This is a genomic window from Escherichia sp. E4385 (assembly GCF_963883145.1).
In the GTDB taxonomy this organism is placed as follows: domain Bacteria; phylum Pseudomonadota; class Gammaproteobacteria; order Enterobacterales; family Enterobacteriaceae; genus Escherichia.
The window spans coordinates 1-23,928 of the sequence record NZ_CAWOOJ010000023.1; the positions used below are offsets into that span (position 1 = coordinate 1).

General features: G+C 51.2%; 36 protein-coding genes and 1 pseudogene. All 37 read left to right on the top strand.

Annotated elements, in window-relative coordinates; translation table 11 throughout:
• Positions 1 to 266: 266 nt before the first annotated feature.
• Positions 267 to 434: a hypothetical protein gene (locus AACS80_RS21910; protein ID WP_165837442.1), complete on the top strand. Its 168-nt coding sequence runs from the start codon at positions 267 to 269 to the stop codon at positions 432 to 434.
• Between the two features lie 59 nt (positions 435 to 493).
• Complete coding sequence (locus AACS80_RS21915) at positions 494 to 1,093, top strand: DUF1367 family protein (RefSeq protein WP_138183996.1); 600 nt, start codon at positions 494 to 496, stop codon at positions 1,091 to 1,093.
• A complete protein-coding gene (locus tag AACS80_RS21920) occupies positions 1,093 to 1,383 on the top strand; it encodes a DUF1364 domain-containing protein (RefSeq protein ID WP_000228020.1) in 291 nt (96 codons plus the stop codon). The genes AACS80_RS21915 and AACS80_RS21920 overlap by 1 nt, the downstream gene beginning before the upstream one ends.
• Positions 1,380 to 1,922, top strand: coding sequence for a DUF1133 family protein (locus AACS80_RS21925; protein WP_135410062.1), 543 nt, complete (start codon positions 1,380 to 1,382; stop codon positions 1,920 to 1,922). The genes AACS80_RS21920 and AACS80_RS21925 overlap by 4 nt, the downstream gene beginning before the upstream one ends.
• Before the next feature lie 266 nt (positions 1,923 to 2,188).
• Positions 2,189 to 2,575: a putative holin gene (locus AACS80_RS21930; protein ID WP_135404126.1), complete on the top strand. Its 387-nt coding sequence runs from the start codon at positions 2,189 to 2,191 to the stop codon at positions 2,573 to 2,575.
• Positions 2,562 to 2,843, top strand: coding sequence for a phage holin family protein (locus AACS80_RS21935; RefSeq protein ID WP_167851603.1), 282 nt, complete (start codon positions 2,562 to 2,564; stop codon positions 2,841 to 2,843). The genes AACS80_RS21930 and AACS80_RS21935 overlap by 14 nt, the downstream gene beginning before the upstream one ends.
• 9 nt (positions 2,844 to 2,852) lie before the next feature.
• Complete coding sequence (locus AACS80_RS21940; protein ID WP_135410061.1) at positions 2,853 to 3,398, top strand: glycoside hydrolase family 108 protein; 546 nt, start codon at positions 2,853 to 2,855, stop codon at positions 3,396 to 3,398.
• A 167-nt stretch (positions 3,399 to 3,565) separates the two neighbouring features.
• On the top strand, positions 3,566 to 3,748 hold the full coding sequence (locus tag AACS80_RS21945; RefSeq protein WP_135410212.1) for a hypothetical protein: 183 nt from the start codon (positions 3,566 to 3,568) through the stop codon (positions 3,746 to 3,748).
• Between the two features lie 17 nt (positions 3,749 to 3,765).
• Entirely contained in the window at positions 3,766 to 3,900 is a 135-nt protein-coding gene (locus tag AACS80_RS21950; protein ID WP_240727121.1) for a hypothetical protein, read from the top strand.
• 31 nt (positions 3,901 to 3,931) lie between these two features.
• Complete coding sequence (locus tag AACS80_RS21955; RefSeq protein ID WP_167852406.1) at positions 3,932 to 4,087, top strand: hypothetical protein; 156 nt, start codon at positions 3,932 to 3,934, stop codon at positions 4,085 to 4,087.
• Between the two features lie 92 nt (positions 4,088 to 4,179).
• A complete protein-coding gene (locus AACS80_RS21960; protein ID WP_276609463.1) occupies positions 4,180 to 4,308 on the top strand; it encodes a hypothetical protein in 129 nt (42 codons plus the stop codon).
• A gap of 58 nt (positions 4,309 to 4,366) precedes the next feature.
• Positions 4,367 to 5,116, top strand: coding sequence for a hypothetical protein (locus AACS80_RS21965; protein WP_135410060.1), 750 nt, complete (start codon positions 4,367 to 4,369; stop codon positions 5,114 to 5,116).
• Complete coding sequence (locus AACS80_RS21970; protein WP_000204763.1) at positions 5,082 to 6,485, top strand: PBSX family phage terminase large subunit; 1,404 nt, start codon at positions 5,082 to 5,084, stop codon at positions 6,483 to 6,485. Before AACS80_RS21965 ends, AACS80_RS21970 begins: the two co-directional genes overlap by 35 nt.
• Positions 6,485 to 7,951: a DUF1073 domain-containing protein gene (locus tag AACS80_RS21975; RefSeq protein ID WP_001551494.1), complete on the top strand. Its 1,467-nt coding sequence runs from the start codon at positions 6,485 to 6,487 to the stop codon at positions 7,949 to 7,951. The genes AACS80_RS21970 and AACS80_RS21975 overlap by 1 nt, the downstream gene beginning before the upstream one ends.
• Positions 7,842 to 8,576, top strand: coding sequence for a phage head morphogenesis protein (locus tag AACS80_RS21980; protein ID WP_138183997.1), 735 nt, complete (start codon positions 7,842 to 7,844; stop codon positions 8,574 to 8,576). The genes AACS80_RS21975 and AACS80_RS21980 overlap by 110 nt, the downstream gene beginning before the upstream one ends.
• Positions 8,577 to 8,590: 14 nt before the next feature.
• Positions 8,591 to 9,811, top strand: coding sequence for a DUF2213 domain-containing protein (locus AACS80_RS21985; protein WP_135410057.1), 1,221 nt, complete (start codon positions 8,591 to 8,593; stop codon positions 9,809 to 9,811).
• A gap of 3 nt (positions 9,812 to 9,814) precedes the next feature.
• The gene (locus tag AACS80_RS21990; protein WP_001066732.1) at positions 9,815 to 10,321 is read left to right on the top strand and encodes a structural cement protein Gp24; all 507 of its coding nucleotides are present in this window, start codon (positions 9,815 to 9,817) and stop codon (positions 10,319 to 10,321) included.
• A gap of 11 nt (positions 10,322 to 10,332) precedes the next feature.
• Positions 10,333 to 11,274 carry a DUF2184 domain-containing protein gene (locus tag AACS80_RS21995; protein WP_000627481.1) on the top strand — a complete coding sequence of 314 codons (942 nt, stop codon included), beginning with the start codon at positions 10,333 to 10,335 and terminating at the stop codon, positions 11,272 to 11,274.
• A 50-nt stretch (positions 11,275 to 11,324) separates the two neighbouring features.
• Positions 11,325 to 11,693: an STY1053 family phage-associated protein gene (locus AACS80_RS22000; protein WP_001040696.1), complete on the top strand. Its 369-nt coding sequence runs from the start codon at positions 11,325 to 11,327 to the stop codon at positions 11,691 to 11,693.
• Positions 11,659 to 12,066, top strand: a complete 408-nt coding sequence (locus tag AACS80_RS22005) for a DUF4054 domain-containing protein (protein WP_000042171.1) — start codon at positions 11,659 to 11,661, stop codon at positions 12,064 to 12,066. The genes AACS80_RS22000 and AACS80_RS22005 overlap by 35 nt, the downstream gene beginning before the upstream one ends.
• Entirely contained in the window at positions 12,063 to 12,617 is a 555-nt protein-coding gene (locus AACS80_RS22010; RefSeq protein WP_001519793.1) for a hypothetical protein, read from the top strand. The genes AACS80_RS22005 and AACS80_RS22010 overlap by 4 nt, the downstream gene beginning before the upstream one ends.
• Positions 12,604 to 12,993: a head-tail adaptor gene (locus AACS80_RS22015; RefSeq protein ID WP_135410056.1), complete on the top strand. Its 390-nt coding sequence runs from the start codon at positions 12,604 to 12,606 to the stop codon at positions 12,991 to 12,993. Before AACS80_RS22010 ends, AACS80_RS22015 begins: the two co-directional genes overlap by 14 nt.
• Positions 12,983 to 13,531, top strand: coding sequence for a phage neck terminator protein (locus tag AACS80_RS22020; RefSeq protein WP_445236452.1), 549 nt, complete (start codon positions 12,983 to 12,985; stop codon positions 13,529 to 13,531). The genes AACS80_RS22015 and AACS80_RS22020 overlap by 11 nt, the downstream gene beginning before the upstream one ends.
• 3 nt (positions 13,532 to 13,534) lie before the next feature.
• Complete coding sequence (locus tag AACS80_RS22025; protein ID WP_135410054.1) at positions 13,535 to 14,680, top strand: DUF3383 family protein; 1,146 nt, start codon at positions 13,535 to 13,537, stop codon at positions 14,678 to 14,680.
• Positions 14,681 to 14,690: 10 nt separating this feature from the next.
• Positions 14,691 to 15,131 (top strand): DUF3277 family protein, encoded by a 441-nt coding sequence (locus tag AACS80_RS22030; RefSeq protein ID WP_000109249.1) that lies wholly within the window; start codon positions 14,691 to 14,693, stop codon positions 15,129 to 15,131.
• Positions 15,132 to 15,134: 3 nt separating this feature from the next.
• Entirely contained in the window at positions 15,135 to 15,587 is a 453-nt protein-coding gene (locus AACS80_RS22035; protein WP_135410053.1) for a phage tail assembly chaperone, read from the top strand.
• 104 nt (positions 15,588 to 15,691) lie between these two features.
• Entirely contained in the window at positions 15,692 to 15,784 is a 93-nt protein-coding gene (locus tag AACS80_RS22040; RefSeq protein WP_374704659.1) for a DUF6889 family protein, read from the top strand.
• Complete coding sequence (locus AACS80_RS22045) at positions 15,765 to 17,753, top strand: lytic transglycosylase (RefSeq protein WP_135410052.1); 1,989 nt, start codon at positions 15,765 to 15,767, stop codon at positions 17,751 to 17,753. Before AACS80_RS22040 ends, AACS80_RS22045 begins: the two co-directional genes overlap by 20 nt.
• On the top strand, positions 17,753 to 18,340 hold the full coding sequence (locus tag AACS80_RS22050; protein WP_001420197.1) for a phage baseplate protein: 588 nt from the start codon (positions 17,753 to 17,755) through the stop codon (positions 18,338 to 18,340). Before AACS80_RS22045 ends, AACS80_RS22050 begins: the two co-directional genes overlap by 1 nt.
• Complete coding sequence (locus AACS80_RS22055) at positions 18,340 to 18,642, top strand: phage baseplate plug family protein (RefSeq protein ID WP_000155119.1); 303 nt, start codon at positions 18,340 to 18,342, stop codon at positions 18,640 to 18,642. Before AACS80_RS22050 ends, AACS80_RS22055 begins: the two co-directional genes overlap by 1 nt.
• Positions 18,643 to 18,644: 2 nt before the next feature.
• Positions 18,645 to 19,709, top strand: a complete 1,065-nt coding sequence (locus AACS80_RS22060) for a hypothetical protein (protein ID WP_042093536.1) — start codon at positions 18,645 to 18,647, stop codon at positions 19,707 to 19,709.
• Between the two features lie 2 nt (positions 19,710 to 19,711).
• Positions 19,712 to 20,437, top strand: coding sequence for a hypothetical protein (locus tag AACS80_RS22065; RefSeq protein WP_024233997.1), 726 nt, complete (start codon positions 19,712 to 19,714; stop codon positions 20,435 to 20,437).
• A 65-nt stretch (positions 20,438 to 20,502) separates the two neighbouring features.
• Positions 20,503 to 21,255: a Gp138 family membrane-puncturing spike protein gene (locus AACS80_RS22070; protein WP_135410050.1), complete on the top strand. Its 753-nt coding sequence runs from the start codon at positions 20,503 to 20,505 to the stop codon at positions 21,253 to 21,255.
• Complete coding sequence (locus tag AACS80_RS22075; protein ID WP_001270637.1) at positions 21,255 to 21,608, top strand: hypothetical protein; 354 nt, start codon at positions 21,255 to 21,257, stop codon at positions 21,606 to 21,608. The genes AACS80_RS22070 and AACS80_RS22075 overlap by 1 nt, the downstream gene beginning before the upstream one ends.
• Entirely contained in the window at positions 21,608 to 22,807 is a 1,200-nt protein-coding gene (locus AACS80_RS22080; protein ID WP_135410049.1) for a baseplate J/gp47 family protein, read from the top strand. The genes AACS80_RS22075 and AACS80_RS22080 overlap by 1 nt, the downstream gene beginning before the upstream one ends.
• Positions 22,804 to 23,484 carry a DUF2612 domain-containing protein gene (locus tag AACS80_RS22085; protein WP_135410048.1) on the top strand — a complete coding sequence of 227 codons (681 nt, stop codon included), beginning with the start codon at positions 22,804 to 22,806 and terminating at the stop codon, positions 23,482 to 23,484. The genes AACS80_RS22080 and AACS80_RS22085 overlap by 4 nt, the downstream gene beginning before the upstream one ends.
• A pseudogene (locus AACS80_RS22090) lies at positions 23,484 to 23,928 on the top strand (gp53-like domain-containing protein); the annotation flags it as partial. The gene AACS80_RS22085 and the pseudogene AACS80_RS22090, both read left to right, overlap by 1 nt.

A 23,928-nucleotide genomic window follows, 5' to 3' on the forward strand; every position in this document is an offset into this window, starting at 1 on the left:
AACCTGAGGAGTAAGAGACCCGGCGGGGGAGGAATCCCTCGCCACCTCTGATGTGTCAGGCATCCTCAACGCACCCGCACTTAACCCGCTTCGGCGGGTTTTTTACTTTAACAGATCAAGTTTTAGCCGATTCGCCAATTAAACCGACCTTCGTTTGTTGATAAGCGGGTATGCCTGACTAGAATCGATTCACTTAAGTAGCGCGCAGGGATAAGAGGGATGGACTCCTCTTTGGGGAGATGTTTAAAGTCCACAGGATTTTTACTATGAATGATAAGGAATTGATTATTGCGCTTTCTTTACCAGGTCACTACGAAGTGATAACCCTCGAAAGCGGTGAGTTTATTGTAACGCCATTACCGCCAGATGCTATTCTAATTAGCAAAGAATCACATGCAGATTCTGCAAGTCACTTCTGTATCAAAGAAGACTAAATTATACTGGTAATGCCAGCCTGAACACCTGGCACCTGTCGCACCATTACGAGGTAGTAGTGGTGCATTTACAACTGGTCAAACAAACTTCTTCTGGTTTACTTCTCCCGGCGACGCCGGAGAGTTGCGATTTTCTGCATCAAATCAAAATAGGTGAGTGGATACACGCAGACTTTAAGCGTGTGCGTAACTACGCATTCCATAAGCGTTTTTTCAAACTTCTGCAACTCGGATTCGATTACTGGACTCCGGTCGGTGGGGCGATCACGCCTCGCGAACGAACACTGGTGTCAGGTTTCGTTGATTACCTGTGTGACTCGGTAGGCAGGGAACATACGCCAGCCCTGAGCGAAGCCGCAGAGCAATATCTGAATACAGTTGCGACACGCAGAATCCGGGATACGGCATTGCTAAAGTCGTTTGAGGCTTTCCGCGAGTGGGTAACCATTCAGGCCGGATTTTACACCGAGCATTTTTATCCGGACGGTAGCCGAGGGCGTCGGGCGAAATCCATCGCGTTTGCGAATATGGACGAAACCGAGTTTCAGCAGGTTTATAAATCTGTACTGAATGTGCTGTGGAACTGGATCCTGTTCCGTAAATTTTCCTCTCCGGAACAGGTCGAAAATGTGGCCGCGCAGCTGCTGGAGTTTGCGTAATGGTGGATTTACGTAAAGCGGCGCGGGGCCAGATGTGCCAGGTCAGAATCCCTGGCTACTGCAATCACAATCCCGAAACGTCTGTACTGGCGCATTACCGACTGGCGGGAACGTGCGGAACAGCGATAAAGCCACACGATATGCAGGCAGCGATTGCCTGTAGCTCGTGCCACGATTTAATCGACGGGCGGGTAAAAACCAGCGATTACACCAAAGAAGAATTACGCCTGATGCATGCAGAAGGTGTTTTTCGCACACAAGAAATCTGGAGAAAGGAGGGATATTTATGATTTACCCAACGAATACAGGAAAAAGCGGAGAACACCTTCGTCTCACCACGCTGGAAAGTGTCTGGATTCAGGGGAAACTGCGCATGTGGGGGCGCTGGTCGTATATTGGCGGCGGTAAGACGGGAAATATGTTCAACCAGTTGCTGACCTCTAAAAAGCTGACAAAAACGGCAATTAACGAGGCGCTCCGGAGGATGAAAAAAGCAGGTCTGGACAAACCTGAACTTGAGGCTTTTTTGCGGGATATGATCAACGGCAAGCAAAAAAGCTGGCTGGTGCATTGTACTGATGCAGAGGCGTTATGCATTGATCGGGTGATTAGTGAAGTGCTGGCAGAGCATCCTGGATTGATTTTTATCCTCCGACAAAGATATGAAGGGCGGGGGATGAGTAAGCGTAAAATGGCTGAATTGCTGAATGATGCACATCCTGAGTGGTGTTTTAGCACATGCGAAAAGCGAATTGCTAATTGGTTAGCCGTTGCTGAATATGCCCTGTATATTCCCATGCGGGAATCATTTGCTCAAAAAATAGCTTGATTTTTTACGCATAAACTGCTTCAATTCCGGCAAGCTTCGCAAAGCTGTATCGCGAGGCGAATCAAGCGCATGAACTTTACCAGAACCCGCCATTGAGCGGGTTTTGTTCTTTCTGAGGCTCGCTACGGCGGGCCTTTTTCATATCCGCGCCACGCCCGGCGCAAATCTGAATAACACCACACAAAAGGCATCTGCGAATGCCGGTGCTTTTGACGGGGTGTTTTTTACGGGCCGCTGGTGGCCCTTTTTTATTTACAGGAGATGTTATGGCAGAACCAGTATCCGGCACGACACAGGCCGGGCTGGCTGTTGGCGGGGTAACCGTTGTCGGCCTGTTCGACTGGATTGAGCCAGGCGTATTAATCGGGGCTTTTGCAGGTTCCATTATTTTTGTTATGTCGGCGCGCGAATACCCGGTCTGGGGAAAATTGCTGCTTTTTATCGCGTCACTGATGGCGGGAATCGTCGCCGCGCCCTTCTCGTCTTCGGTTATCACTTTGCTTACACCGGAAAGCATTTCAGCCAGTCGTTCGGTTGGTGCGCTGGTGGCGTCTGCGGTATCGGTCCGCTTGTTAATGCTGTTGGGGAATGAGCCGTCATCATTATTTGGTCGGTTCTGGCCTAAAGGGAGAGGAGGCGATGGGGGTAAGTAATTTTATTCTTACGCTGAATGCGTTCACCTGCGCCCTGATTGTTCTCGTCCTTCTTGCTTATCAACGAAGTGGCGCAAATTACTGCTGGAAGTCCTCTTTTTGCGCCTGGTTGCTGATGGTTGCCTGCGGCTCGGTAACCATCTTGATTCTGACCGGGGTCTATCGTCATCCAAGCATACCCGAAACCGTTATCAATATCGCACTGCTGGTGACTGTATGGGGTGCCAGGGGAAATATATCTCGACTGGTAAACAGCAGGAAGAATTAACAGGAAAATATCATGACAAAAGACGAGATTTTTGATGCCGTTCTGGGTAAAGAGGGCGGCTACGTCAACCATCCGGATGATAAAGGTGGGCCGACCAAATGGGGCATTACGGAAAAAGTCGCCCGTGCGCACGGATATCAGGGTGATATGCGTGACCTGACGCGCGGGCAGGCGCTGGAAATACTCGAGGCGGATTACTGGTACGGCCCACGATTCGACCAGATTGCTAACCTGTCGCCGGATATTGCCGCAGAGCTGTGCGACACGGGCGTGAACATGGGACCAGCCGTGGCGTCCAGAATGTTTCAACGCTGGCTGAACGTTTTCAACCTGCGCGGGAAACTGTATCCGGATATGGATGCAGATGGACGTATCGGCCCACGAACTATTAATGCGTTACGGGCATATCTGAAAAATCGCGGCAGGGATGGCGAACGGGTAATGCTGACCGCACTGAACTGTACGCAGGGTGAGCGCTATCTGGAGCTGGCAGAGAGACGGGAGGCCAACGAGTCGTTTGTCTACGGCTGGATGAAAGAGCGCGTGGCAGTTTAAAAACTGACGCTGAAGTGCTGAACACCCTCAACTTATTTCGGCTCTATTCTGAATTTACGATGGGCAAAAGTCAGGGTAATGGCGTCAGATGGCAAAAAGCAAAAACCCCGGCTGCGGTAACAGTCCGGGGTTTTCTGTTTCTGGCCTTGGGTAAGACAAAGGAAAACATGACGAATTATAAACTAATTCTGTTGAGGTTGACTATGAAAAACGGCCTTGAATTGAAAGCGCCTGTAACTGATGACATCAGCAGAGCGGTGGCTTTTGCCATTAAGTGGGTGGCGGTTGGTATCGCTGTGTCTCCGATGCTGTATGGGCTGGCAAAACTGGTCATTGCGGTGAAATCGTAAGTGGGGCGGGGGTAAATATGTCAGACAGCATCATAAAACTGGCGCGGATTCTTTGTGTGGTTGTTGGCCTTTCATTTTCAGCAATGTTGGTTGCTATTTTCATTTCCACTGCCTGGCGAGTATTGGGCTTATCCGGGTTGATTGGTGGATAGCGAGATGAAGCGGAAGCACTGGACACACAGAATGCCACGAACGGCGGCGAAATGGGCACTGGTAGCGATATTAGCGCCTTTTTTATTGGTGGGATGCGTCAGCCTGGATAAGGCGCGCCAGCTTTTCGATACCGCTTCTCAGGTCTGTGAAATTGTCGACGGTGTCCGGCAGTGTATGCAGAACTGATCGCCTGATAATTGTTTTACTAAGGAGAAATGATGGAATCGCCAATTATGAAATATTTCAATTATGAGCATCTTCCGACTTCGTTAAAGGAAGTGAGTAAGCCAATTGGTGATCTGGCAAGAGTAATGGATGAATCTTTGCCAGACGGTCCGGAAAAGTCGGCTGGGTTACGTAAATTGCTTGAAGCAAAAGATGCTCTGGTGCGAGCGAAACTGGGTTAAGGCATTACAGCAGCCCTTCAGTGAGGGGCTGCGATAATGTCACTAAGAGGAAAAATTCATGGCAAAACCGGACTGGGAGGCCATCGAATCGGCATACCGGGCCGGAGTCCTTAGCCTCCGTGATATAGGTGAGAAATACGGCGTAACAGAAGGGGCTATCAGGAAGAGGGCTAAAAAGCTTGGTTGGGTACGCAGTGGCGGTACGCAGGTTTGCAAAAATGGTACGCAAAAAAGAAAAGTGCGTACCAGCAGAAAGCCTGCCATTACTGGCCTTACACAAAAAGGTACGCAAACAAAAACAGAACCTACACCGGATACGAAACCGATACGCGGAATGCGTACCGATCCCCCGACTAACCCATTCCAACCCGGTAACCAGCAGGCATTAAAACACGGTGGTTATGCCCGTCGCCTTCTGCTCAAAGATGAGGTGATAGAGGACGCTAAAGCGTTGACGCTCGAGGACGAATTATTTCGCCTTCGTGCTAACAACCTTGTCGCTGCAGAGAATATTGGTCGGTGGCTGGTGTCGCTGGAAGATGCTAATGGGGACCAGGAAAGGAAGATGCTGATGGAAAATATCAGCGCCGCCGAGAAAGCAATGATGCGCAATACAGTTCGTATTGAGTCCATCGTTGGCACGCTTGCGACGGTAGGAAAAATATTTGCTGATACAGCCTACCGCAAGGCCGCCACTGATAAGGTGTCTCTGGAGGCTGATCGTCTTCGCCGTGATGCAGGTATTGATGATGGCAATGGAGAGCGTGACCTCAATGACTTCTACTCTGACATCCAAACCGACGCTTAATCCGGCTTTACGTAGTTTCTGGACTACGCGGGCACGTAACAAAGTGCTTTATGGTGGCCGGTCATCGTCAAAATCATGGGATGCCGCTGGCATTGCCATATTTCTGTCGAATAAATACACCCTGCGTTTTTGTTGTGCCCGTCAGATCCAGAACAAAATCGAAGAGTCGGTGTATACCCTGCTCAAAATTCAGATAGACAGGTTTGGCCTGCGGCACCGTTTCCGTATTCTGAACAACAAAATCATTAACCGGGTTACTGGCTCGGAATTTGTTTTTTATGGATTATGGCGCAACATCGAAGAAATTAAGTCACTGGAGGGGATCGATGTGTTGTGGCTGGAAGAAGCCCACGCACTGACGGAATACCAGTGGAAAATTCTGGAGCCAACGATCCGTAAAGAGGGTTCGGAATGCTGGTTCATATTCAACCCCGGACTTGTTACTGATTTTGTCTGGCGCAACTTTGTTGTTGATCCGCCTGAAGGCACTCTCATCCGCAAAATTAACTATGACGAAAATCCGTTTCTGTCTGACACCATGCTTAAGGTTATCGACGCGGCGCGACGTCGTGATCCGGATGGTTTTAAACATGTGTATGAGGGCGTTCCGGAGTCTGATGATGATGCGGCAATCATCAAACTGTCCTGGATAGAAGCCGCAGTGGATGCGCACAAAACGTTAAATTTCGAACCCAGTGGAAGAAAGCGTATTGGCTTTGACGTGGCTGACAGTGGTACAGATAAGTGCGCTAACGTTTACCGTCACGGATCCGTTGTTTTCTGGGCCGACGAATGGAAGGCCAAAGAAGATGAATTACTGAAGAGCTGCCAGCGTACTTATCAGGCGGCGCTGGAGCGTGAAGCAGATATTGTTTACGACTCTATCGGTGTTGGTGCGTCTGCCGGTGCTAAATTCTCTGAAATTAACGCTGACCGGAAGAGCGAGAATGCATACGCGAGACGTGTGAATTACCAGAGGTTTAACGCCGGTGCTGGTGTGCATGAGCCAGATGACGAATACAACGGCATCCCCAACAAAGACTTTTTCGCAAATCTTAAGGCTCAGGCATGGTGGCTGGTGGCTGACCGTTTCAGAAATACGTTTAACGCCATTAACAACGGAGAACAGTATCCTGTGGATGAGCTGATCAGCATAGATTCTCGTTGTCCGTTGCTTGAAAAGCTGAAACTGGAACTGACAACACCTCATCGCGATTTTGACCGTAACGGACGTGTGATGGTCGAAAGTAAAAAAGACCTCGCAAAACGCGAGATACCGTCACCAAACGTTGCTGACGCATTCATTATGGCCTTCGCGCCAATTGATACATCGCTGGATATCTGGGAACAGCTGGGGAGACAGGCCTGATGGCACGAAACAAACAAGCCCTGCGGCGAACTGCGCAGGCCACAGCTGATGGTTATGAGAATTTTATTGCCCGCGTAGGGATGCAGACACCTAACCAGCACTCAGCATCCACCTACCGGGCTAATTTCACCAGTCGTAACCGCATGCTGGTGGAATGGTCCTATCGTTCGTCCTGGATCATCGGCGAAGCAGTCGATGCTATCCCGGATGATATGACCCGCAAAGGCATTCGCATCACTTCGGAAATTGATGCAAAAGATCGTGGCATTCTCGAATCACAACTGGATGAGTTGCAAATCTGGGATGCGCTGAATGACGTGCTGAAATGGTCGCGCCTCTACGGCGGCGCGGTGGGTTTCATCATGATTGAGGGGCAGGCACCAATGACCCCGCTGCGACCCGAAACCATCGGTAAGGGCAAGTTTAAGGGGATTCTCCCGCTCGACCGCTGGATGATCGACCCGGTACTGACCCGCCGCATTAAAGATATGGGGCCGGACCTGGGTAAACCTGAGTTTTACGATGTGGTGACCACAGCAACGGGAATTCCTGCCTGGCGCATTCATCACAGTCGACTGATTCGCTTTGATGGCGTCACGCTGCCATTTCAGCAGAAGATGACCGAGAACGAATGGGGAATGTCGGTTGTAGAGCGTATCTGGGATCGTCTTACCGCGTTCGACAGCGCTACTGTCGGCGCGGCGCAGCTGGTCTACAAGGCTCATCTACGTACCTACAGCGTGGAGAAGCTACGTGAGCTTATCGCACTTGGTGGTCCTGCGTATGAAGCGTTGCTGAAGAATATCGACCTGATTCGACAGTTCCAGAGTAATGAAGGCATGACGCTCATGGACTCGCGGGATAAGTTTGAAACCCATCAGTACAGCTTCAGTGGTCTGGATGACATCCTTTCGCAGTTTGCAGAACAGATTAGTGGCGCTGTTGGTATCCCACTGGTGAGGTTGTTCGGACAGTCCCCGAAAGGATTTTCTACCGGTGATGCAGACCTTGCCAACTATTACGACCGGGTAAGCTCATTGCAGGAGAGGCGTTTACGTCTTCCGGTGCGGCGGATACTGGACATCATGCATCGTTCGGAGCTTGGCAAGCCGCTGCCGGACGATTTCACGTTTGAGTTTAACCCGCTCTGGCAAATGTCTGATGTCGATCGTTCAACGGTGGCGTTAAATACCACCAACGCAATCAGTACAGCGCTGGGTGATGGTCTGATGACACTGAAAGCCGCTATGACTGATTTGCGCGAAAATTCTGACGTAACCGGCATCGGGGCATCCATTACCGACGAGGACATAGAGAATGCCGAAGACGAAGCGCCGCCCGGCATCGGCGAACCTGATGACGAACCGCAGGAACCGTCAGGCGGAAATCCGGTATCGAACCAGCCTACGCAGGATAGCGCGGGCGGTCGGGGACATCGTAAATGGTCACTACGATGGTTCAAATGACAGTATCACGGAAATTATTGAGGCGCTGGAACGCTACAGTGAAATCATCACCCCCTGGGCGATAAAGGTCGCGGAAAACTTTACCGCCGACATTGTGCGCAAGAATGATGAGCAGTGGCGTAAACACAGCAAAACCATCAGCCGTGAGCTACGCAATCTGGTAAACAGTGCCCCTCCAGGGCAGGTGATGAAATCCATCGTTGCCGAACAGGTTAAGTACATTAAATCGCTACCCCTCGAGGCGGCTGACAGGGTGTACGACATCCAGAATCGGGCGATTGAAGCTGTTGTGACCGGTGGGAGAGCGGAACATTTTGCTAAAGAAATAGCTGCATCGGGTGATATAGCAAAGTCCAGAGCTGACCTGATTGCCCGTACTGAACTTGGACGTGCAACCGGCGCGCTGGATCAGGCGCGTGCGCTGTCAATTGGTTCGAATGGTTATATCTGGCGTACAGCCGAAGATGGTGACGTCAGGCATTCTCATCGGGAAATGGAAGGTAAATTTGTCGAATGGGGCAAACCTCCAACGCTTGATGGCATGACAGGTCACGCTGGCGAGTTCCCGAATTGTCGCTGTTATAAAGAAATCGTTTTTCCCACCTCCCATTCTTATCCCGCCTGAATCGCAGGTAACACATGAAATATTTTTTCAATACCCGGCTGGGGGAAACCCGCTATCAGCTGGCTGACGGCTCGTTGCTGTGCAAAGACGTGCCGATAGGACGAACAGGTAAGCAGCTCTATGGTGCTGATGACCTGCCAAAACTGAAACCCGATAAGTTCGGTGAAATAGTCGTCACGCGTTCTCCTGAGCAGGTATTCCATCCCGCCACGCTTGCCTCATTCGAAGGAATGAGTATCACGGTGTTGCATCCCGAGGATGAAAACGGGGATGTGCGGCTGGTGAATCCAGAGAACTGGAAAGAGCTTGCTGTCGGGCACCTCCAGAATGTCCGGCGCGGGACGGGTGGGCAGTCTGATTTGATGCTGGCTGACCTTATCGTCAAAGACGAAAGCGCCATTCAGCTTATCGAAGATGGCCTGCGTGAAGTGTCGTGCGGCTATGACGCGGAGTATGAGCAGACCGAGCCAGGTAAAGCCGAGCAGGTCGATATTACCGGAAACCATGTGGCTCTTGTCCCTAAAGGCAGAGCCGGAAATCGTTGTGCAATTGGAGACAGAGACACAATGGCAAATCAAAAGAAAAGCTGGTGGACCCGCATGCGCACGGCCATCAAAACGGGTGACGCTGACACCATGAACGAACTGGTGGAGTCGGCTCCCGCATCGGTTACAGGAGATGAGGGGGATTTGCCGCAGGGCGTTAATCTCAACATCAACCTGTCCCCGCAGCAACCGCTACCGGACAAAGCACCAGAGATGGGCGGAGGTCCAACCGGCGACAGTGATGATGACCTCAAAACATTACTGAAAGCCCTGCTGGCTAAGCTGGAAGGAAATGCCACGGGCGATAACGATAATAAGCCTGACGATAATCCGACCGGTGACGGCGAGGACGATGAAGAGGAAACCACGATTACTGGTGACTCAGCCTGGCGTGCCGAAGTTATCGTTCCGGGTATCGATCTGAGCCGTAAGATGAAACCGACCGAGTTCAAACGCGAGGTTCTGGCTTCCGCAGATAAAACGCTGGTTCGCCAGATCGTCGGTGATGCAGATATCCGCAAATTGCCGAAACAATCGGTCGACATGGCGTTTAATGCCGTGTCTGAGATTGCCAAAGGGCGAAACACCCGCGCCACCACCGGCGATGCACAGCGCCTAAACATGGGCATGACCAGTATCGCTTCCCTGAACAAACAAAACGCTGAATTCTGGGCAAACCGTAAAGGGTAAAAAATGAATAATGTATTTCTGTACCGGATGCCTGTTGGCATTGCCGGGGCTGTCTCTCGCCCGCAGGACTTAACCGTCGAACCGGTGGTCCTTAAATCCGATAACGCCTTCGCTGCCTATGGCCTGGCTGGTAAATACGATGATGACGGTTTTTTCGTGCCGCTGGCAGATGGTGATACCGCAGACAAGGTGAAGGGGATCTACGTGCGCCCTTATCCGACCACGTCGCAGCCGGACATGGTTCGCCAGGTGGGAACAGGCAAGAACTTCCCGGGCGACGCCATGAAGCGTGGCTACGTGACTGTTAATCTCGGTTCTGATTTTGATGCCAGCACCATCAAAAAAGGCGACCCGGTATACGTTGTCGTCTCCACTGATGAATCCATCAAAGTGCCGCTGGGTGGATTCATGTCCACGTCAGTCAGTGGCAAAAATGTGGTGCTGACCAACGCTGAATTCACAGGTGCCGGTGATGCTGACGGCAATGCAGAAATTTCCTGGAAGATTTAAGGAACAGACGAATGATTACTTTTGATCAGGCAACCGTTGACAGCTCTGGTGCCTTTCTCATCGGGGAGCTGGAGCGACTCGACCAGACGCTGAACCTGCCACTGGTGGGGTACACCTGGACCCGCGATATTCAACTGCGTGAAGATGTCTCTATCGCAGATGACATTTCCAGCTGGACGAATACCAGCTTCGCCGCTGCGGGTACTGGTGCAAATCCGAATGGCAAAAACTGGGTAGGCAAAGACTCAACCGCTATTGCTGGCGTGAACGTGGATATCGGCAAATCCGGTAACCCGCTGAACCTGTGGGGGATGGAACTTGGCTGGACGGTCATAGAATTGCAGGCTGCTCAGCAGGTCGGCCGCCCGATTGATACGCAGAAGTATGACGGGATGCAACTGAAATGGCAGATGGATAACGATGAACAGGTATATGTTGGCGATTCCGCATTAAACCTGAAAGGTCTTGTTACCCTGGACGGCGTGCCTGTCAACAACGCTGCCAAAACGTGGGCAACTTCAACACCGGACGAAATCCGCGCAAGCATTAACCAGGTGCTGTCTGATGCGTGGGCCGCTTCCGGTTACTCTGTGGTTCCGCGTGATTTGCTGATCCCGCCTGAGCAGTTTGCTCTGTTGTCCAGCATCATCGTTTCATCTGCGGGTAACCAGTCCCTGTTGACGTATCTTCAGACCAACACCATCAGCTATCACCAGAACGGTGTTCCGCTGAATATCCGCGCGGTTAAATGGCTGAAAGGCCGTGGTGTGGGGAAAAAGGATCGCATGGTTGCGTACACCAACGATAAAAAATACGTCCGCTACCCGCTGGTTCCGCTTCAGAGCGTGCCGGTGCAGTATCGCGGTCTGTATCAGATCGTCACTTACTACGGCAAGCTGGGTGCGGTTGAGCCAGTGTATAAAGAAACTCTGTCCTATGTGGACGGTATCTGATAACCAGAATGGCCCCGAAAGGGGCCTGAAGGAAACTGAAGGAAACTGAAATGGCGAAAGAAAAGCTGGTTACCATCCATGTTCACACCCCGTTTACGCTGACGCTCGGCGATCAGTCAAAACAGGAGTTTGGCCGGGGACGACATAACGTACCGGAAGAAGTCGCGTCGCACTGGTTCACCCAGGCGCACTCTGAGCTTTCCGAAAGCGTGATTAGCGACACCGATGATCTGCAACCCATTATCGACGGCCTGCAAGCGCAGATTGCCGACAAAGATAAGCTGATTGCCGATCTGAAAGATGCATTGCTCAAACTGCAGGAGCAGAACGACAGCCTGCAGGCGCAAATTACTGCCGCCCGGGCTGGCGGTAATGGGGCTAAAGATGTCAAAGAATCAAAGTCTGCCAGCGGTAAGTGATTTTCGACGCGACTTCCCGCAGTTTGCTGACCCGGCAAAATATCCCGACGCCCAAATCGGGTTCCGTCTGAATCTGGCCGATGAACTGCTGACCGAAAACGTCACCGGCAAAAAGTTGTTTCCGTACTTTGCCGGGTTGTTCGTTGCGCACTACATGACGCTCTGGGCGGCAGACAGCAGAGCGATGCTGGCTGGTGGTCCGGGCGGTTCAACCAATGGTGTTCAGTCCTCAAAGTCCGTTGACAAGGTAAGCGTCAGCTATGACACCAGCGCGACGCTGAATCCTGATGCAGGTTTCTGGAATAACACCCGATATGGCGCTGAATTTTATCAGTTGATCACGATGTTCGGTGCAGGTGGTCGCCAGCTATGAGTTTCAAAAGCGGTGTAACAACGAGGGTGGATAACGCTAAGGCCATTCTGGATGCGCTCAGGTCGTTAACCAAAAAAGATGTGCTGGTCGGCATCCCTTCGGAAGACAGCGGGCGGGATGATGTTCCGTTTGGTAATGCGGGCATCGGTTACCTCAACGAATACGGCTCACCAGAGCAGAACATCCCGCCACGACCTCACCTGGTCCCCGGCGTTAAATCGGCAGAAGAGCAGACGGTGCCGCAGCTCAAAGCCGCGGCGCAGGCTGCTCTTGATGGTAATGCTGCGGGAGCAGAACGCGCACTCAACCGTGCCGGAACGCTGGCCGCTAATGGCGTCAGGCGTTACATGACCATTACCGGCTTTACGCCGCTTGCTGACAGCACTGTTGAAGCCCGGGCTCGTCGGGGGCGCAAGGGGGCAACACTGGAACTTGCCCGGCGTGTTGCTGGCGAATCTCCCGGAACCGATCTGGCGAAACCATTAATTGACACCGGGCAATATCGCAGAGCGATTACCCATGTTGTGAGGGATAAAGATGCCGACTCTTGATGTAACAGATGTGCTTTTTGACCCCGATTTTTGCGACTTCAATTTGTGGGTAACACGCCGAGTGCAAACGGTGGATGAGGACGGGATCGGCAGCGACAGCGAAGTTAAAAAGCAGTTTGCCGGAGTCGTTACTGTTGATCGCTCTCTGGAAAACCGTCGTATGCAGGCCGGGCAGGTAATCAGTGGTGCAATTCTGATTATGACGACTGAGCGACTGACGCAGGGACAGACTGGCCGTGATGCCGATATCGTGACGTATCAGGGCCGTGATTATCGTGTGACCTTCGTCGACCCGTATACAGCTTATGGGGCCGGATTCGTTCAGGCGCATTGTGAGTTGATGCCGTTTGATGGGGGAACTCCGCTTGAGCAATAACACCAGTACAGAGCGCGGATGGTTAATACCAACCAGTGGCGATCCGGATTATGACGAAGCGCTCGACAGGCTGTTAAGCCAGTGGATGCGTAACGTTTCCGGTCTGTCTGCCGGGATGGTTCGCCCGCGCTGGCAGAAAGAGCAGCCGCCACTGCTACCGGTTGAAACGAACTGGTGTGCGTTTGGGGTTATCGGATGGTCAGGTGATGACAGTCCGGCATTCACCAGACAGACCGATGATGGCTCTCAGCTCTGGCGGCATGAAACGATTGAGTGTATGGCTTCGTTTTATGGACCGGCGGGGATAGTGTATGCGTCCCGGTTTCGTGACGGTATATCTGTGCCGCAGAATAATGCAGCACTGAATGCGCTGGGACTGTCTCTTGGCGATTACACAGGTCTGACTCCCTTCCCTGAACTTATTAATCAGCAATGGGTCCGCCGCTACGATATGACGGTGCGCCTGCGCCGGAAGGTTGTGCGCGAGTACGGTATTAAATCGCTGGTGGAAGCACCAGTCATCTTTTTCGGAGATTAAGCTATGGCACAGGGCTTGCCTGTATCAAACGTTGTTAATGTTGATGTGATCATGTCGCCGCGTGCAGCATCAGGGCGAAATTTTGGTGCATTACTCATTCTCGGCCCGTCCACAATCATTCCGGTAAGTGAGCGCATTCGTCGTTATTCTGCCGCGGAAGATATTGGAAAAGATTTTGGCGTGGAATCACCAGAATATAAAGCTGCGCAGGTGTTTTTCTCACAATCACCGAAACCTCAGGAGGTTTTTGTTGGTCGTTGGGTGAAAACGAAGGGAGACAGCGAACAGGCCACGCCTGAGACGCTGGAGCAGGCTGTGAATGCCATGCTTGATTATACTTCATGGTATGGGCTGGGGATTGCAGACGATGAAGATATTCCGGATGCAGACTGGCTGAAAGTGGCTGCGGCGATCGAATCCTCTTCTGTAAGCCGTATTCTGGCGATTACGACAAGCGATGATAAATGCCTGCAGACTGCATCCAGCGATGATTTGGCATCAAAACTGAAAAATGCCGGATATTCACGCAGTTTTATTCAGTATTCATCGGGTAATAAATACGCTGCGTTATCTGCATTTGGCCGGGCATTCACGGTTAATTTCAATGGCAGTAATACCGCGATTACGCTCAAGTTTAAGCAGGAGCCGGGTGTCGGGTATGAAACACTGACAGTCAGCCAGGCATCGGCACTTGATGCAAAAAACTGCAATGTATTCGTGTACTACCAGAATGATACGGCTATCCTCCAGCAGGGAGTGATGGCTAACGGCGATTTCTTTGATGAACGCCACGGCCTGGACTGGTTACAGAATTATGTGCAGACCAACCTCTATAACCTGCTTTATACCAGCACCACGAAAGTTCCCCAGACTGAAGCCGGTATTACCCGACTGTTATCAAATGTTGAAAAATCACTGGATCAGGCCGTTCAGAATGGACTGATTGCTCCGGGCGTATGGAACGGGGGCGACCTTGGTCAGTTGTCATCAGGTGACACACTGCCCAAAGGTTATTACGTATACGCCCAGCCGCTGGATGAACAGGCACAATCAGAACGTGAAGCCCGTAAGGCTCCGGTGATTCAGGCTGCAATAAAACTTGCAGGCGCGGTTCATTACGCTGACGTACAGATTAACGTTGTTCGCTAAGGGGAAGTGAATGTCTACCTATTCTTTTATGGATGTCACTGCGACGCTGACCGGGCCGACCGGTTCGATTGACCTCGGGTACGGTTCTGCAAGTTCTGAAGAGGGGATTGTGGTTGCGATGGGCGGTCCTAAAAACACCATGACCATCGGTGCTGATGGTGAAGTAATGCACAGTCTCCATGCAGATAAAAGCGGGACGATTACCGTTAACCTTCTGAAGACATCACCGACAAATAAAAAATTGTCGCTGGCGTATAACGCACAGAGCCAGTCTTCTGCCACATGGGGGAATAACGTTATCGTGATTCGCAACAAGGTCAGCGGCGACATCATCACGGCACGCAGTGTTGCGTTCCAGAAACAACCGGATAACGCCAACGCTAAAACCGGTAATACGATGCCGTGGGTGTTTGACTGCGGCAAGATTGACCAGGTTCTCGGGGAGTTTTAATACATGGAATTCGAAATTAAAGGCGTGAAATATCGCGCGGCAAAACTCAGCGTTTTTGACCAGCTGAAAGTGACCCGCAAACTTCTGCCGGTACTGGCGGGAATGATGTCAGATTTCGGGAGTATTCGCTCCCGTTTGCCTGCTGATGGCAAAATCGACACCGTGAAATTCGAGCAGTTAAAACCGGTGTTTGAAACCATGCTCCCGCGTATCGCTGAGGAACTGTCTTCCCTGACCGAAGATGACACCGATGCGATTATTCATCCCTGTCTTGCGGTGGTGTCGCGGCGTCATATGGACGGATGGGTGCCGGTATTTAGCCAGGGCGAACTGATGTTTGATGATATTGACCTGCTGGTCATGCTGCAGATGGTGGCGCGGGTGGTCGCCGATTCGCTGGGAAATTTTTTGCAAGGACTCCCTATCAAAGAGACGCCCATCCCGCCAGCGGAATAACCTTCAATAGCCTGCCGGGTGGTGAAGATTTTATTCTTCGTCCGGCGCTTGCCTTCCATATTGACCAGAAAGATCTTAACAGTGGTGCGGTAGATCTCTGTCGCATCGCGCTTCTTAATGACTACCTTGATATGTGCGAGGACAACGATGTCCGGGTAGAAAAATGGAGAGAGGATAATGAACGCCGAGACTATTAAAGATTTCCTCGTCTCGCTTGGCTTCAGTGTGGATGATGCAGGAGCGAAAAAATTCGGTTCTGTCCTCGCCGGTACAACTGCAAATGTCATCAAAATGGGGCTGGCCGTCGAAGGAACTGCTCTGTCCGTGGTGGCCTTCACGGCTAAGATCGCCTCCGGTCTGGATAATCTTTACTGGGCGTCACAGCGCACCGGCGCGACAGTCCAGGGAATTCAGTCTATTGGCTATGCGGTTTCGCAGGTTGGCGGCAGCGTGGACGCTGCGCGATCTTCTCTGGAAAACCTCTCCCGGTTTATTCGTAATAATCCCGGGGCGGAGGGATTTCTGAATCGTCTGGGGGTACAGACACGGGATGCCAGCGGTAACATGCGTGACATGGCCGCTATTTTTACAGGGGTAGGCCAGAAGCTCAGCGACATGCCGTATTACCGTGCTAACCAGTATGCGCAGATGCTGGGCATTGACGAAAATACCCTGATGGCTGTGCGTCGCGGTGTGGGTGGCTTCTCCGGGCAGTACAGCGCAATGGCGAAAGCTATCGGCTTCAATGCTGACGAGGCGGCCAGAAGCTCCAACAAATTTATGACCTCCCTGCGTGAGTTTGGCGCGATGGCAGGCATGGCCCGTGACAAAATCGGCTCTAATCTTGCGGGTGGGCTTGCGGGTTCGCTGGACACTCTGCGCCGCCATATCCTGGACAACTTCCCGCGTATCGAGCAGACCCTGACGAAAGCTATAAAAGGCATTCTGGCGCTCGGGGATATTATCGGGCGGTTGTTCTTCAGACTGATTGAGGGGACATCAGGCCTCATCACCTGGTGGCAATCGCTGGATAAGCAAACGCGGGAGTTGATCTCGCTGTTTGGCGCACTGACGATTGCGCTGCGCATTCTGAACAGTACGTTCTGGATGTCGCCGATTGGCCTCATTACCGCGCTGGCGGCGGGGATTGCCCTCCTGTGGGAGGACTATCAGACCTGGAAGGAAGGCGGCGACAGCCTGATTGACTGGGGCAAGTGGAAACCGGAGGTTGATGCCGCGCTGAAGATGGTTCGTGACCTTAAAACGACCGTTAACGACCTGGTGAAAGCGCTGGCGAAACTGCTCAATATTGACCCCAAATCATGGTCCCTGAAGTGGGATTTCAGCAACTTCATCGACCAGATGGGCGAATTCAGCAAAATGCTGAACATGATCGCCGACCTGCTCAACGCTATCAAAGATGGCCGCTGGGCTGATGCCGTCAGCATCGGCAAACAGATACTTAATCAGGGCAGCGAAAATCCGTCAGCGATGCCGATGGTTACAGACAGCGCTAACAGTACTGCCGACTGGATTAAAGAGCACTGGGGATTTGATCCCCGCAGTGTGGGCCGGACGGTACGCGGCTGGTTTGGTGATGATGAGCCGGAACAACATGCACAGGCTACGAAACGAGGAGAACGGAATAACAATCCGGGAAATCTTAATTTTGCTGGTCAGGCTGGGGCTTCTCTTGAACGCCCGGGCGGGCGATTTGCCAGATTTGAAACTGCTTTTGATGGATTACGGGCTCTTGCTCGTCAGTTAATGCTGTACGCCGGACGGGGAATAAACAGTGTGGAGAAAATTATCTCTACCTGGGCACCTGCGTCTGATAATAACAACACAACCGCGTATATCAGGGCTGTATCGCAACGACTGGGAGTGGATCCCCGGGCTGCCCTGAATATGAGCGATCCGCAAACCATGTCAGCATTGATGAGCAGCATTATCCAGCATGAGAATGGAAGAAATATCTATTCTCGAGAGCTGATTAATAAGGCTGCCGTGGCGGGAATTAGTGGCAAAGTGACAGAGGTTAACCAGCAAAATACCTACCACATTTACGGTGGCGGAGATCCGCACGCTGTCGGTAATGAGGTTGCACGTCGGCAACAGTCTGCAAATGCTCAGGTCATGCGAAGTAATCAGGTGAGGGTGAGTTAGTGGATATTCTCTCTACACTTTTTCATCAGCAGAGCAGAAAAATAGGAATGATTGTTCCCAGTGTTGTTATTTCAGAGAAGCATACAGATATGCTTGAAATAACCGAGCATCCGGTAGAAGTCGGGGCCGCTGTCGCTGATCATGCCTATAAAAAACCGTCAGAAGTGGTGATGGAGGTTGGTTTCGCCGGTGGCGGCGCATTGCTGGATTTTGCCAGTAATCTGACGGCTACCAGCCTGCTCGGCCTGAGTCCTCAGCAGACGTATCAGGAGCTACTGGATCTGCAGGAAAGCCGTATCCCCTTCGATGTGGTAACCGGTAAACGGCTGTACAGCAACATGTTGATCCGGGCGCTGGAAGTGACGACGGACAAGACAACCGAAAACGTCCTGTCCGCCGTCCTCACCCTGAGGGAGGTCATTATCTCCCGGACACAGCAGATTACCGTCGCGGATAAAACCAACATGAAGGAAGGGGCCAGCACGTCGGCGGTACAGAACAGCGGCAACAAAACCACAAAGCCTCCAGATACTTCACTGCTGAAAAGCATCACGGGTAACGTGGCGTCATTACTGGGGGGCGGCTAATGACAATTCAGGAAATTCCGCTGACAGCGGACAACCAGCAGTTCAGCATCGTCCTGGGTGGTGTCACCTGGCGGATTAGCATCATATGGCGCGATCTGTACTGGATTATGGACCTGCAGAACGACAGAGGGGAGCCGGTAATCTCCGGTATTCCTCTTGTCACTGGTGCTGACCTGCTGGCGCAGTACGCCTGTATGGGGCTTGGTTTTAAGCTGGTGGTGGTCTGTGATGACAACACACAGGATTACCCCACAAAAACTGACCTGGGCGGTCGCAGCCATTTACTGGTATCAACGGAGTAAGCATGTCACAGAACTGGATGAGACATTTCGAGCTGCAGCTTGTGGACGGGAACGGTCAGGGAATTGAGCTAAGTGATTTCAAAGTCACCTTTACGATCGACTGGTTCAACATCAGCAGCGCGTCCCGGGTAGGGACTATCAAAATTTATAACCTCTCGGCAGATACTGTGAACCGAATCACCGGGCAGGAGTTTTCGAAAGTGCGTCTGATTGCGGGTTACGACGGTATCGCGCCGGAGGTGTCGGCAAGCGACGTCGGGACAGTGCGGGAAGTTGACGCGGCGGACGTGGGCCAGAGTGATGGCCGCAACTACGGACTGATTTTCAGCGGTGAAATTCGCTACTCGGTCACAGGAAAAGACAGTCCGGTTGATTCCTACGTCCTGATTCAGGCAGCAGATACTGATCTGGCTTTTGCCACCAGTATAACCTCACAGACGCTGGCTGCCGGTTACACGGTCGCTGATGTGAACCGTGCGCTGATGAAAGACTTCGAAGCCAAAGGTGCGACCGAAGGCCTGACGCCTGAAATGCCTGCTACTGTATTCCCCCGGGGGCGGGTGCTCTTTGGCATGACGCGGCATCTAATGGATAACGTAGCCGGGCAATGTGGCGCAACATGGCAATTCGTGGATGGTCAACGCCAGATGGTGGCGAATAACGAATATGTTCACGAAGCGATTGTGCTCAACAGCGCTACCGGGCTTATTGGAATGCCGCAGCAGACTATCGGTAACGGCGTAAACGTCCGCGCGCTTATTAATCCGAACATCCGGGTTAACGGACTCATTCAGCTGGATCAGGCTTCCGTGTATCGTACCGCCTTGTCGAACAACGATATTGCGATGGCTGGTGGTCAGATCACCGACCAGAACACGGATGGAAATATCACGCTAAGCGGCACCACATCGCAGCCTGCCAGCATCGCAACGGATGGCGTTTATATTGTGCGCGGGATTATGTACACTGGCGACACAAGGGGCCAGGCGTGGTACATGGATATGATGTGCTTTGCTCGAGGTGCTAGTGATATTCCTAGCCAGTCAGCGATGAATCGAGGTGCATAATAGTGAGCAGGCTTGCGATAACCACAATCGTATTTTCTCTTTTTTTAACTTCATGTAGTTGGGATCCTAATGGTGCTAAAGCGCAGGAAAAATGGCTATCCCAAAAAAATGAAGAAAAACAAGCGTACGATAAGCAAGTTGAGGAGAGCCAGAAAAGCAGGCTTCAAATACAGCGCGAAGAAAAGTCTCAATTTGAAGTTTCACATCCAGAGGTTATCGTTGCTGGTGTTGGGAACGAGCTTACAAGTAAGGGTGCAGAATCTTTGCGAGATGCGTACAACAGCATTCCATTCGTAACTCGTTATCCGGGAACCACGGACCCTAACAAAGTTTATACCTATGTCGGTGACTACAAATTAAATTTGCAACTGGTTAACACATCTGTGCTTTCTCAGATCTCAGATTGCAAACGCATTTCAGCGTATGCCGATGTTGATATTAATCGTACTTGCTTCAATCAAATTGGAAATGATTTGAGTTTGTTTGCATCTGTAATTAAAGACAAAAATATTACCGGAATTGCAAAAAAAGCAGCTCTACGAGACTCAACTTACGGAACCAAAATTGATTTTGGTCATGCTGCGCGTTTAGCAAAAATGCATGCCACTTTATGCCAAAAGCAGGGCGGTAAAGGATTTGTCAAAATGTCGACTGTAGCTGTGCCTTGCGGCTCTTCAGGCGATGTAATTAACTATCGAAGCGCCGGTAAGATGGGGCTTATAAACTGAAAAGATCAAATTAGTCACATAAAACCCGCCGGATGGCGGGTTTTTTGCTTTCTGGAGCCTACTAAATGGCAGTATCTGACCAGACTCGCAGCGGCGACCTTGCCGAAACATTCAAATCTGAACGGGAAACAACAAAGAACCAGATCCGTGTCGCCTTGCCTGGCATTATTCAGTCATTCGATCCTGATGCGGTGACGGCAGTTGTGCAGCCTGCTATCCGTTCGGTTGAAAAGGATAATGACGGCAACCGCATTACCAAAAATTACCCATTGCTGGTGGATGTGCCAGTGGTATTCCCGCGTGGCGGAGGATGTACGCTAACGTTTCCGATTAAATCCGGTGATGAGTGTTTGGTGATTTTTGCCGATCGTTGTATTGATTTCTGGTGGCAGAGTGGCGGGATACAGGAGCCGGTTGATGACAGAATGCATGATTTATCGGATGCGTTTTGTATTGTAGGTCCCCAGTCGCAGGCGAGGAAGATTAGCGGTATTAATACCAGTGCCACACAGTTGCGTAGTGACGACGGCAGCACCTATTTTGAGCTTAATCCTGATACCAGGAAAATTAAAATTGTCGCTCCGGGTGGTCTTGATGTGGTTGCCCCTCTGGCTGATTTTTCTGAGAAAGTAACCATTCATGGCCTGTTAACCTGGATGGGTGGCATGGTGGGGTCTGTTGTTTCTGGTGTGGCTTCAAAAATCACTGGTGCTGTTGAGTTTTTGGGTAGCGTGAAGGCTAACGGCAAGCCAATCGATGATACGCACACTCATGGCGGTGTTCAGCGCGGTGGAAGCAATACCGACGGAGTAAACTGATGCGATACAGACGTGAAGACGCCGATGGCGATTACACCTTTGGCAGCGGTGATGACACCTGGCTGATTAACTCACCGGAGGCCGTGGCGCAGGCGGTAAAAACGCGATTCGAATTGTGGTATGGGCAATGGTTTCTTGATACCACAGAGGGAACACCGTGGATCCAGTCCGTGCTGGGCAGGCAAAAACCGGAAACTTACAACCTGGCGATCAGAAAACGCATCCTCGAAACGCGGGGCGTTAAATCAATCCTCTCTTTCAATACGACGGTGGATACCACGACCCGACGTGTCATGTTTTCCGCTGAAATCGACACTCTTTATGGAATAACGACTGTTACATCGGAGGCGTAATGGCTCTGAACCTTGATTCTCTCGGTTTATCTGCAAAGGTAACCGCGGAGGGGATCAGTGCGCCTGATTATCAGACGATACTCAGCACCCTGATTAGCTATTTTCAGCAGATTTATGGTAGTGATGCCTACCTCGAACCGGACAGCAAAGACGGCCAGATGGTGGCTCTGATGGCGCTGGCGATTCATGATGCCAATAATACTGCGATAACTGTCTACAACTGTTTTTCACCGGCAACTGGCTATGGTGCTGCACTGACCAGTAACGTGAAAATAAATGGTATTTCACGTAAAGGCGCGACGAACTCTACGGTTGATTTGCTTCTTACAGGAACTGCCGGAACAACCATCATTAATGGCAGCGTGAAAGATGGTAATAATGTGATATGGCGTTTGCCTGCTTCAGTGGTGGTCGGCGTGGATGGTACAGTGATGGTGACCGCAACATGTTCCGTCAGTGGTGCAGTGGCGGCGCTGGCTGGAACTATCACTGAAATTAATACGCCAACCCGTGGCTGGGTTTCGGTAACCAATCCTGCTGCGGCTACTGTAGGCACTCCAGCAGAAACTGACGCTGAGTTACGTATTCGCCAGTCGCAAAGTGTTGCGTTGCCATCAATAACCCCATTTGAAGCACTGGATGGCGCTGTTTCTAATGTTGCCGGTGTAACCCGCCACAAACTCTATGAAAACGATACTGGTTCGGAGGACGGTAACGGGTTACCGCCACACTCTGTTGCTGTAATTGTGGATGGCGGTAATGTGACGGATATTGCTCAGGCTATCAGAGGGAATAAAGGCCAGGGGACAGCCACTCACGGTACAACATCCGTTACGGTTCCGGATAAATACGGCAATCCCCATGTAATCAAATTCTCGCGTTCCAGTGATGTGCCTGTTTATGCCCGGATTAAATTAAAAGTTTTTACAGGTTATACATCACAGATAGGGCAGCAGATCCAGCAGGCTATTTCCGACTATATCAATAGTCTGACGATCGGTGATTCGGTCCTTTTAAGTCGCATTTACTCACCGGCGAATCTTGGCGTGGTGAGTGGCGGGAATGCACGCTATTACGATATTCAGGAACTGACGATTGGGAAATCCCCGGGGGCTTTGTCGTCATCAAACATTGATATCAGATACAACGAATCTGCGTCCTGTACCCCGGAGAATATCGTTATAACGGTGGAGTCATGAGCAAATACACCGAACTAATCACGAACTACCACGCCACCAAACCTAAATTTCTTGCGCATGTTGATCTGATGACCCGGCCGCTTATTGATGTTGCGGCTGCGACCAGAGGGCTGATTACTGCATTTGATATTGACTCTGCGGTTGGTGTGCAACTTGACATTCTGGGATTGTGGATCGGACGTAGCCGTGTTGTCAGCCAGCCTATCTCAGGTGTCTATTTCAGCTGGGATACCGACGGGCTTGGATATGATCAGGGGGTATGGCAGGGGCCATATGATCCTGATTCCGGATACATGTATCTCAGCGATGAAACTTATCGTGTCATTCTTAAAGCGAAGATTGCGATTAATAACTGGGACGGACGGAATGATTCGCTTCCGGCAATTCTTGACGCGGCAACAGCAGGATCCGGGCTGCGCATGCAGATAGTCGATAACCAGGACATGACGATATCGGTCTGGGTCTTTCCTGATACGGATATTTCAGATGTATCGCGTGAGTTAATTGCGGCAATTAAACAGGGGTATCTCACAGTAAAAGCCGCCGGGGTATGGGCGGGTGGCATTGAAACACCTTCGGTGGAAACCCCATCGGAAGGCTCAAATTTTTTTGGTTTTGATATGGATAACGAATTCATCAGTGGTTTTGATGTAGGAGCATGGGGAGTATTACTCTGATGGCGAAAAATGATTTTAAAGCGTTTGCAACGGATCGAAATGCCAATGTTATATCGCAGGAGGAATGGGAAGCGTTGCCCACGCTTTTATCCGGATTTACAGCAGGGAAAGCATCCAGTGCGCAAGTCAATAAGGTTATTCGGCAGGCCAGCTTTATAGCAGCAGCACTTGCACAGTACACAGCAAACAAAAGCGGACTGGATGTATTGGATGATGGCGACCTGAATGGGTTCATTACCAAAATGTCTTCTGCGTTCGGTAAGGATTATCAGGCGCTTGATGCCACGTTGACGGCTCTGGCAGGACTGGCGACTGGGGCAAATAAGCTACCGTATTTCACTGGCACAGATAAGGCCGCGCAGACCGACCTCACTAAGGTAGGCCGTGATATTATCGGCAAAAATACTATTGCTGACATTCTCGCATACCTTGGTTTGGGAGAAG

Bases quoted from the DNA above. Each gene is read 5' to 3' on its own strand.
- AACS80_RS21910 (WP_165837442.1), top strand. From the start codon at position 267: ATGAATGATAAGGAATTGATTATTGCGCTTTCTTTACCAGGTCACTAC.
- AACS80_RS21920 (WP_000228020.1), top strand. From the start codon at position 1,093: ATGGTGGATTTACGTAAAGCGGCGCGGGGCCAGATGTGCCAGGTCAGA.
- AACS80_RS21925 (WP_135410062.1), top strand. From the start codon at position 1,380: ATGATTTACCCAACGAATACAGGAAAAAGCGGAGAACACCTTCGTCTC.
- AACS80_RS21930 (WP_135404126.1), top strand. From the start codon at position 2,189: ATGGCAGAACCAGTATCCGGCACGACACAGGCCGGGCTGGCTGTTGGC.
- AACS80_RS21935 (WP_167851603.1), top strand. From the start codon at position 2,562: ATGGGGGTAAGTAATTTTATTCTTACGCTGAATGCGTTCACCTGCGCC.
- AACS80_RS21945 (WP_135410212.1), top strand. From the start codon at position 3,566: ATGACGAATTATAAACTAATTCTGTTGAGGTTGACTATGAAAAACGGC.
- AACS80_RS21950 (WP_240727121.1), top strand. From the start codon at position 3,766: ATGTCAGACAGCATCATAAAACTGGCGCGGATTCTTTGTGTGGTTGTT.
- AACS80_RS21955 (WP_167852406.1), top strand. From the start codon at position 3,932: ATGCCACGAACGGCGGCGAAATGGGCACTGGTAGCGATATTAGCGCCT.
- AACS80_RS21965 (WP_135410060.1), top strand. From the start codon at position 4,367: ATGGCAAAACCGGACTGGGAGGCCATCGAATCGGCATACCGGGCCGGA.
- AACS80_RS21970 (WP_000204763.1), top strand. From the start codon at position 5,082: ATGACTTCTACTCTGACATCCAAACCGACGCTTAATCCGGCTTTACGT.
- AACS80_RS21975 (WP_001551494.1), top strand. From the start codon at position 6,485: ATGGCACGAAACAAACAAGCCCTGCGGCGAACTGCGCAGGCCACAGCT.
- AACS80_RS21980 (WP_138183997.1), top strand. From the start codon at position 7,842: ATGACGAACCGCAGGAACCGTCAGGCGGAAATCCGGTATCGAACCAGC.
- AACS80_RS21985 (WP_135410057.1), top strand. From the start codon at position 8,591: ATGAAATATTTTTTCAATACCCGGCTGGGGGAAACCCGCTATCAGCTG.
- AACS80_RS21990 (WP_001066732.1), top strand. From the start codon at position 9,815: ATGAATAATGTATTTCTGTACCGGATGCCTGTTGGCATTGCCGGGGCT.
- AACS80_RS21995 (WP_000627481.1), top strand. From the start codon at position 10,333: ATGATTACTTTTGATCAGGCAACCGTTGACAGCTCTGGTGCCTTTCTC.
- AACS80_RS22000 (WP_001040696.1), top strand. From the start codon at position 11,325: ATGGCGAAAGAAAAGCTGGTTACCATCCATGTTCACACCCCGTTTACG.
- AACS80_RS22005 (WP_000042171.1), top strand. From the start codon at position 11,659: ATGTCAAAGAATCAAAGTCTGCCAGCGGTAAGTGATTTTCGACGCGAC.
- AACS80_RS22010 (WP_001519793.1), top strand. From the start codon at position 12,063: ATGAGTTTCAAAAGCGGTGTAACAACGAGGGTGGATAACGCTAAGGCC.
- AACS80_RS22015 (WP_135410056.1), top strand. From the start codon at position 12,604: ATGCCGACTCTTGATGTAACAGATGTGCTTTTTGACCCCGATTTTTGC.
- AACS80_RS22025 (WP_135410054.1), top strand. From the start codon at position 13,535: ATGGCACAGGGCTTGCCTGTATCAAACGTTGTTAATGTTGATGTGATC.
- AACS80_RS22030 (WP_000109249.1), top strand. From the start codon at position 14,691: ATGTCTACCTATTCTTTTATGGATGTCACTGCGACGCTGACCGGGCCG.
- AACS80_RS22035 (WP_135410053.1), top strand. From the start codon at position 15,135: ATGGAATTCGAAATTAAAGGCGTGAAATATCGCGCGGCAAAACTCAGC.
- AACS80_RS22045 (WP_135410052.1), top strand. From the start codon at position 15,765: ATGAACGCCGAGACTATTAAAGATTTCCTCGTCTCGCTTGGCTTCAGT.
- AACS80_RS22055 (WP_000155119.1), top strand. From the start codon at position 18,340: ATGACAATTCAGGAAATTCCGCTGACAGCGGACAACCAGCAGTTCAGC.
- AACS80_RS22060 (WP_042093536.1), top strand. From the start codon at position 18,645: ATGTCACAGAACTGGATGAGACATTTCGAGCTGCAGCTTGTGGACGGG.
- AACS80_RS22070 (WP_135410050.1), top strand. From the start codon at position 20,503: ATGGCAGTATCTGACCAGACTCGCAGCGGCGACCTTGCCGAAACATTC.
- AACS80_RS22075 (WP_001270637.1), top strand. From the start codon at position 21,255: ATGCGATACAGACGTGAAGACGCCGATGGCGATTACACCTTTGGCAGC.
- AACS80_RS22080 (WP_135410049.1), top strand. From the start codon at position 21,608: ATGGCTCTGAACCTTGATTCTCTCGGTTTATCTGCAAAGGTAACCGCG.
- AACS80_RS22085 (WP_135410048.1), top strand. From the start codon at position 22,804: ATGAGCAAATACACCGAACTAATCACGAACTACCACGCCACCAAACCT.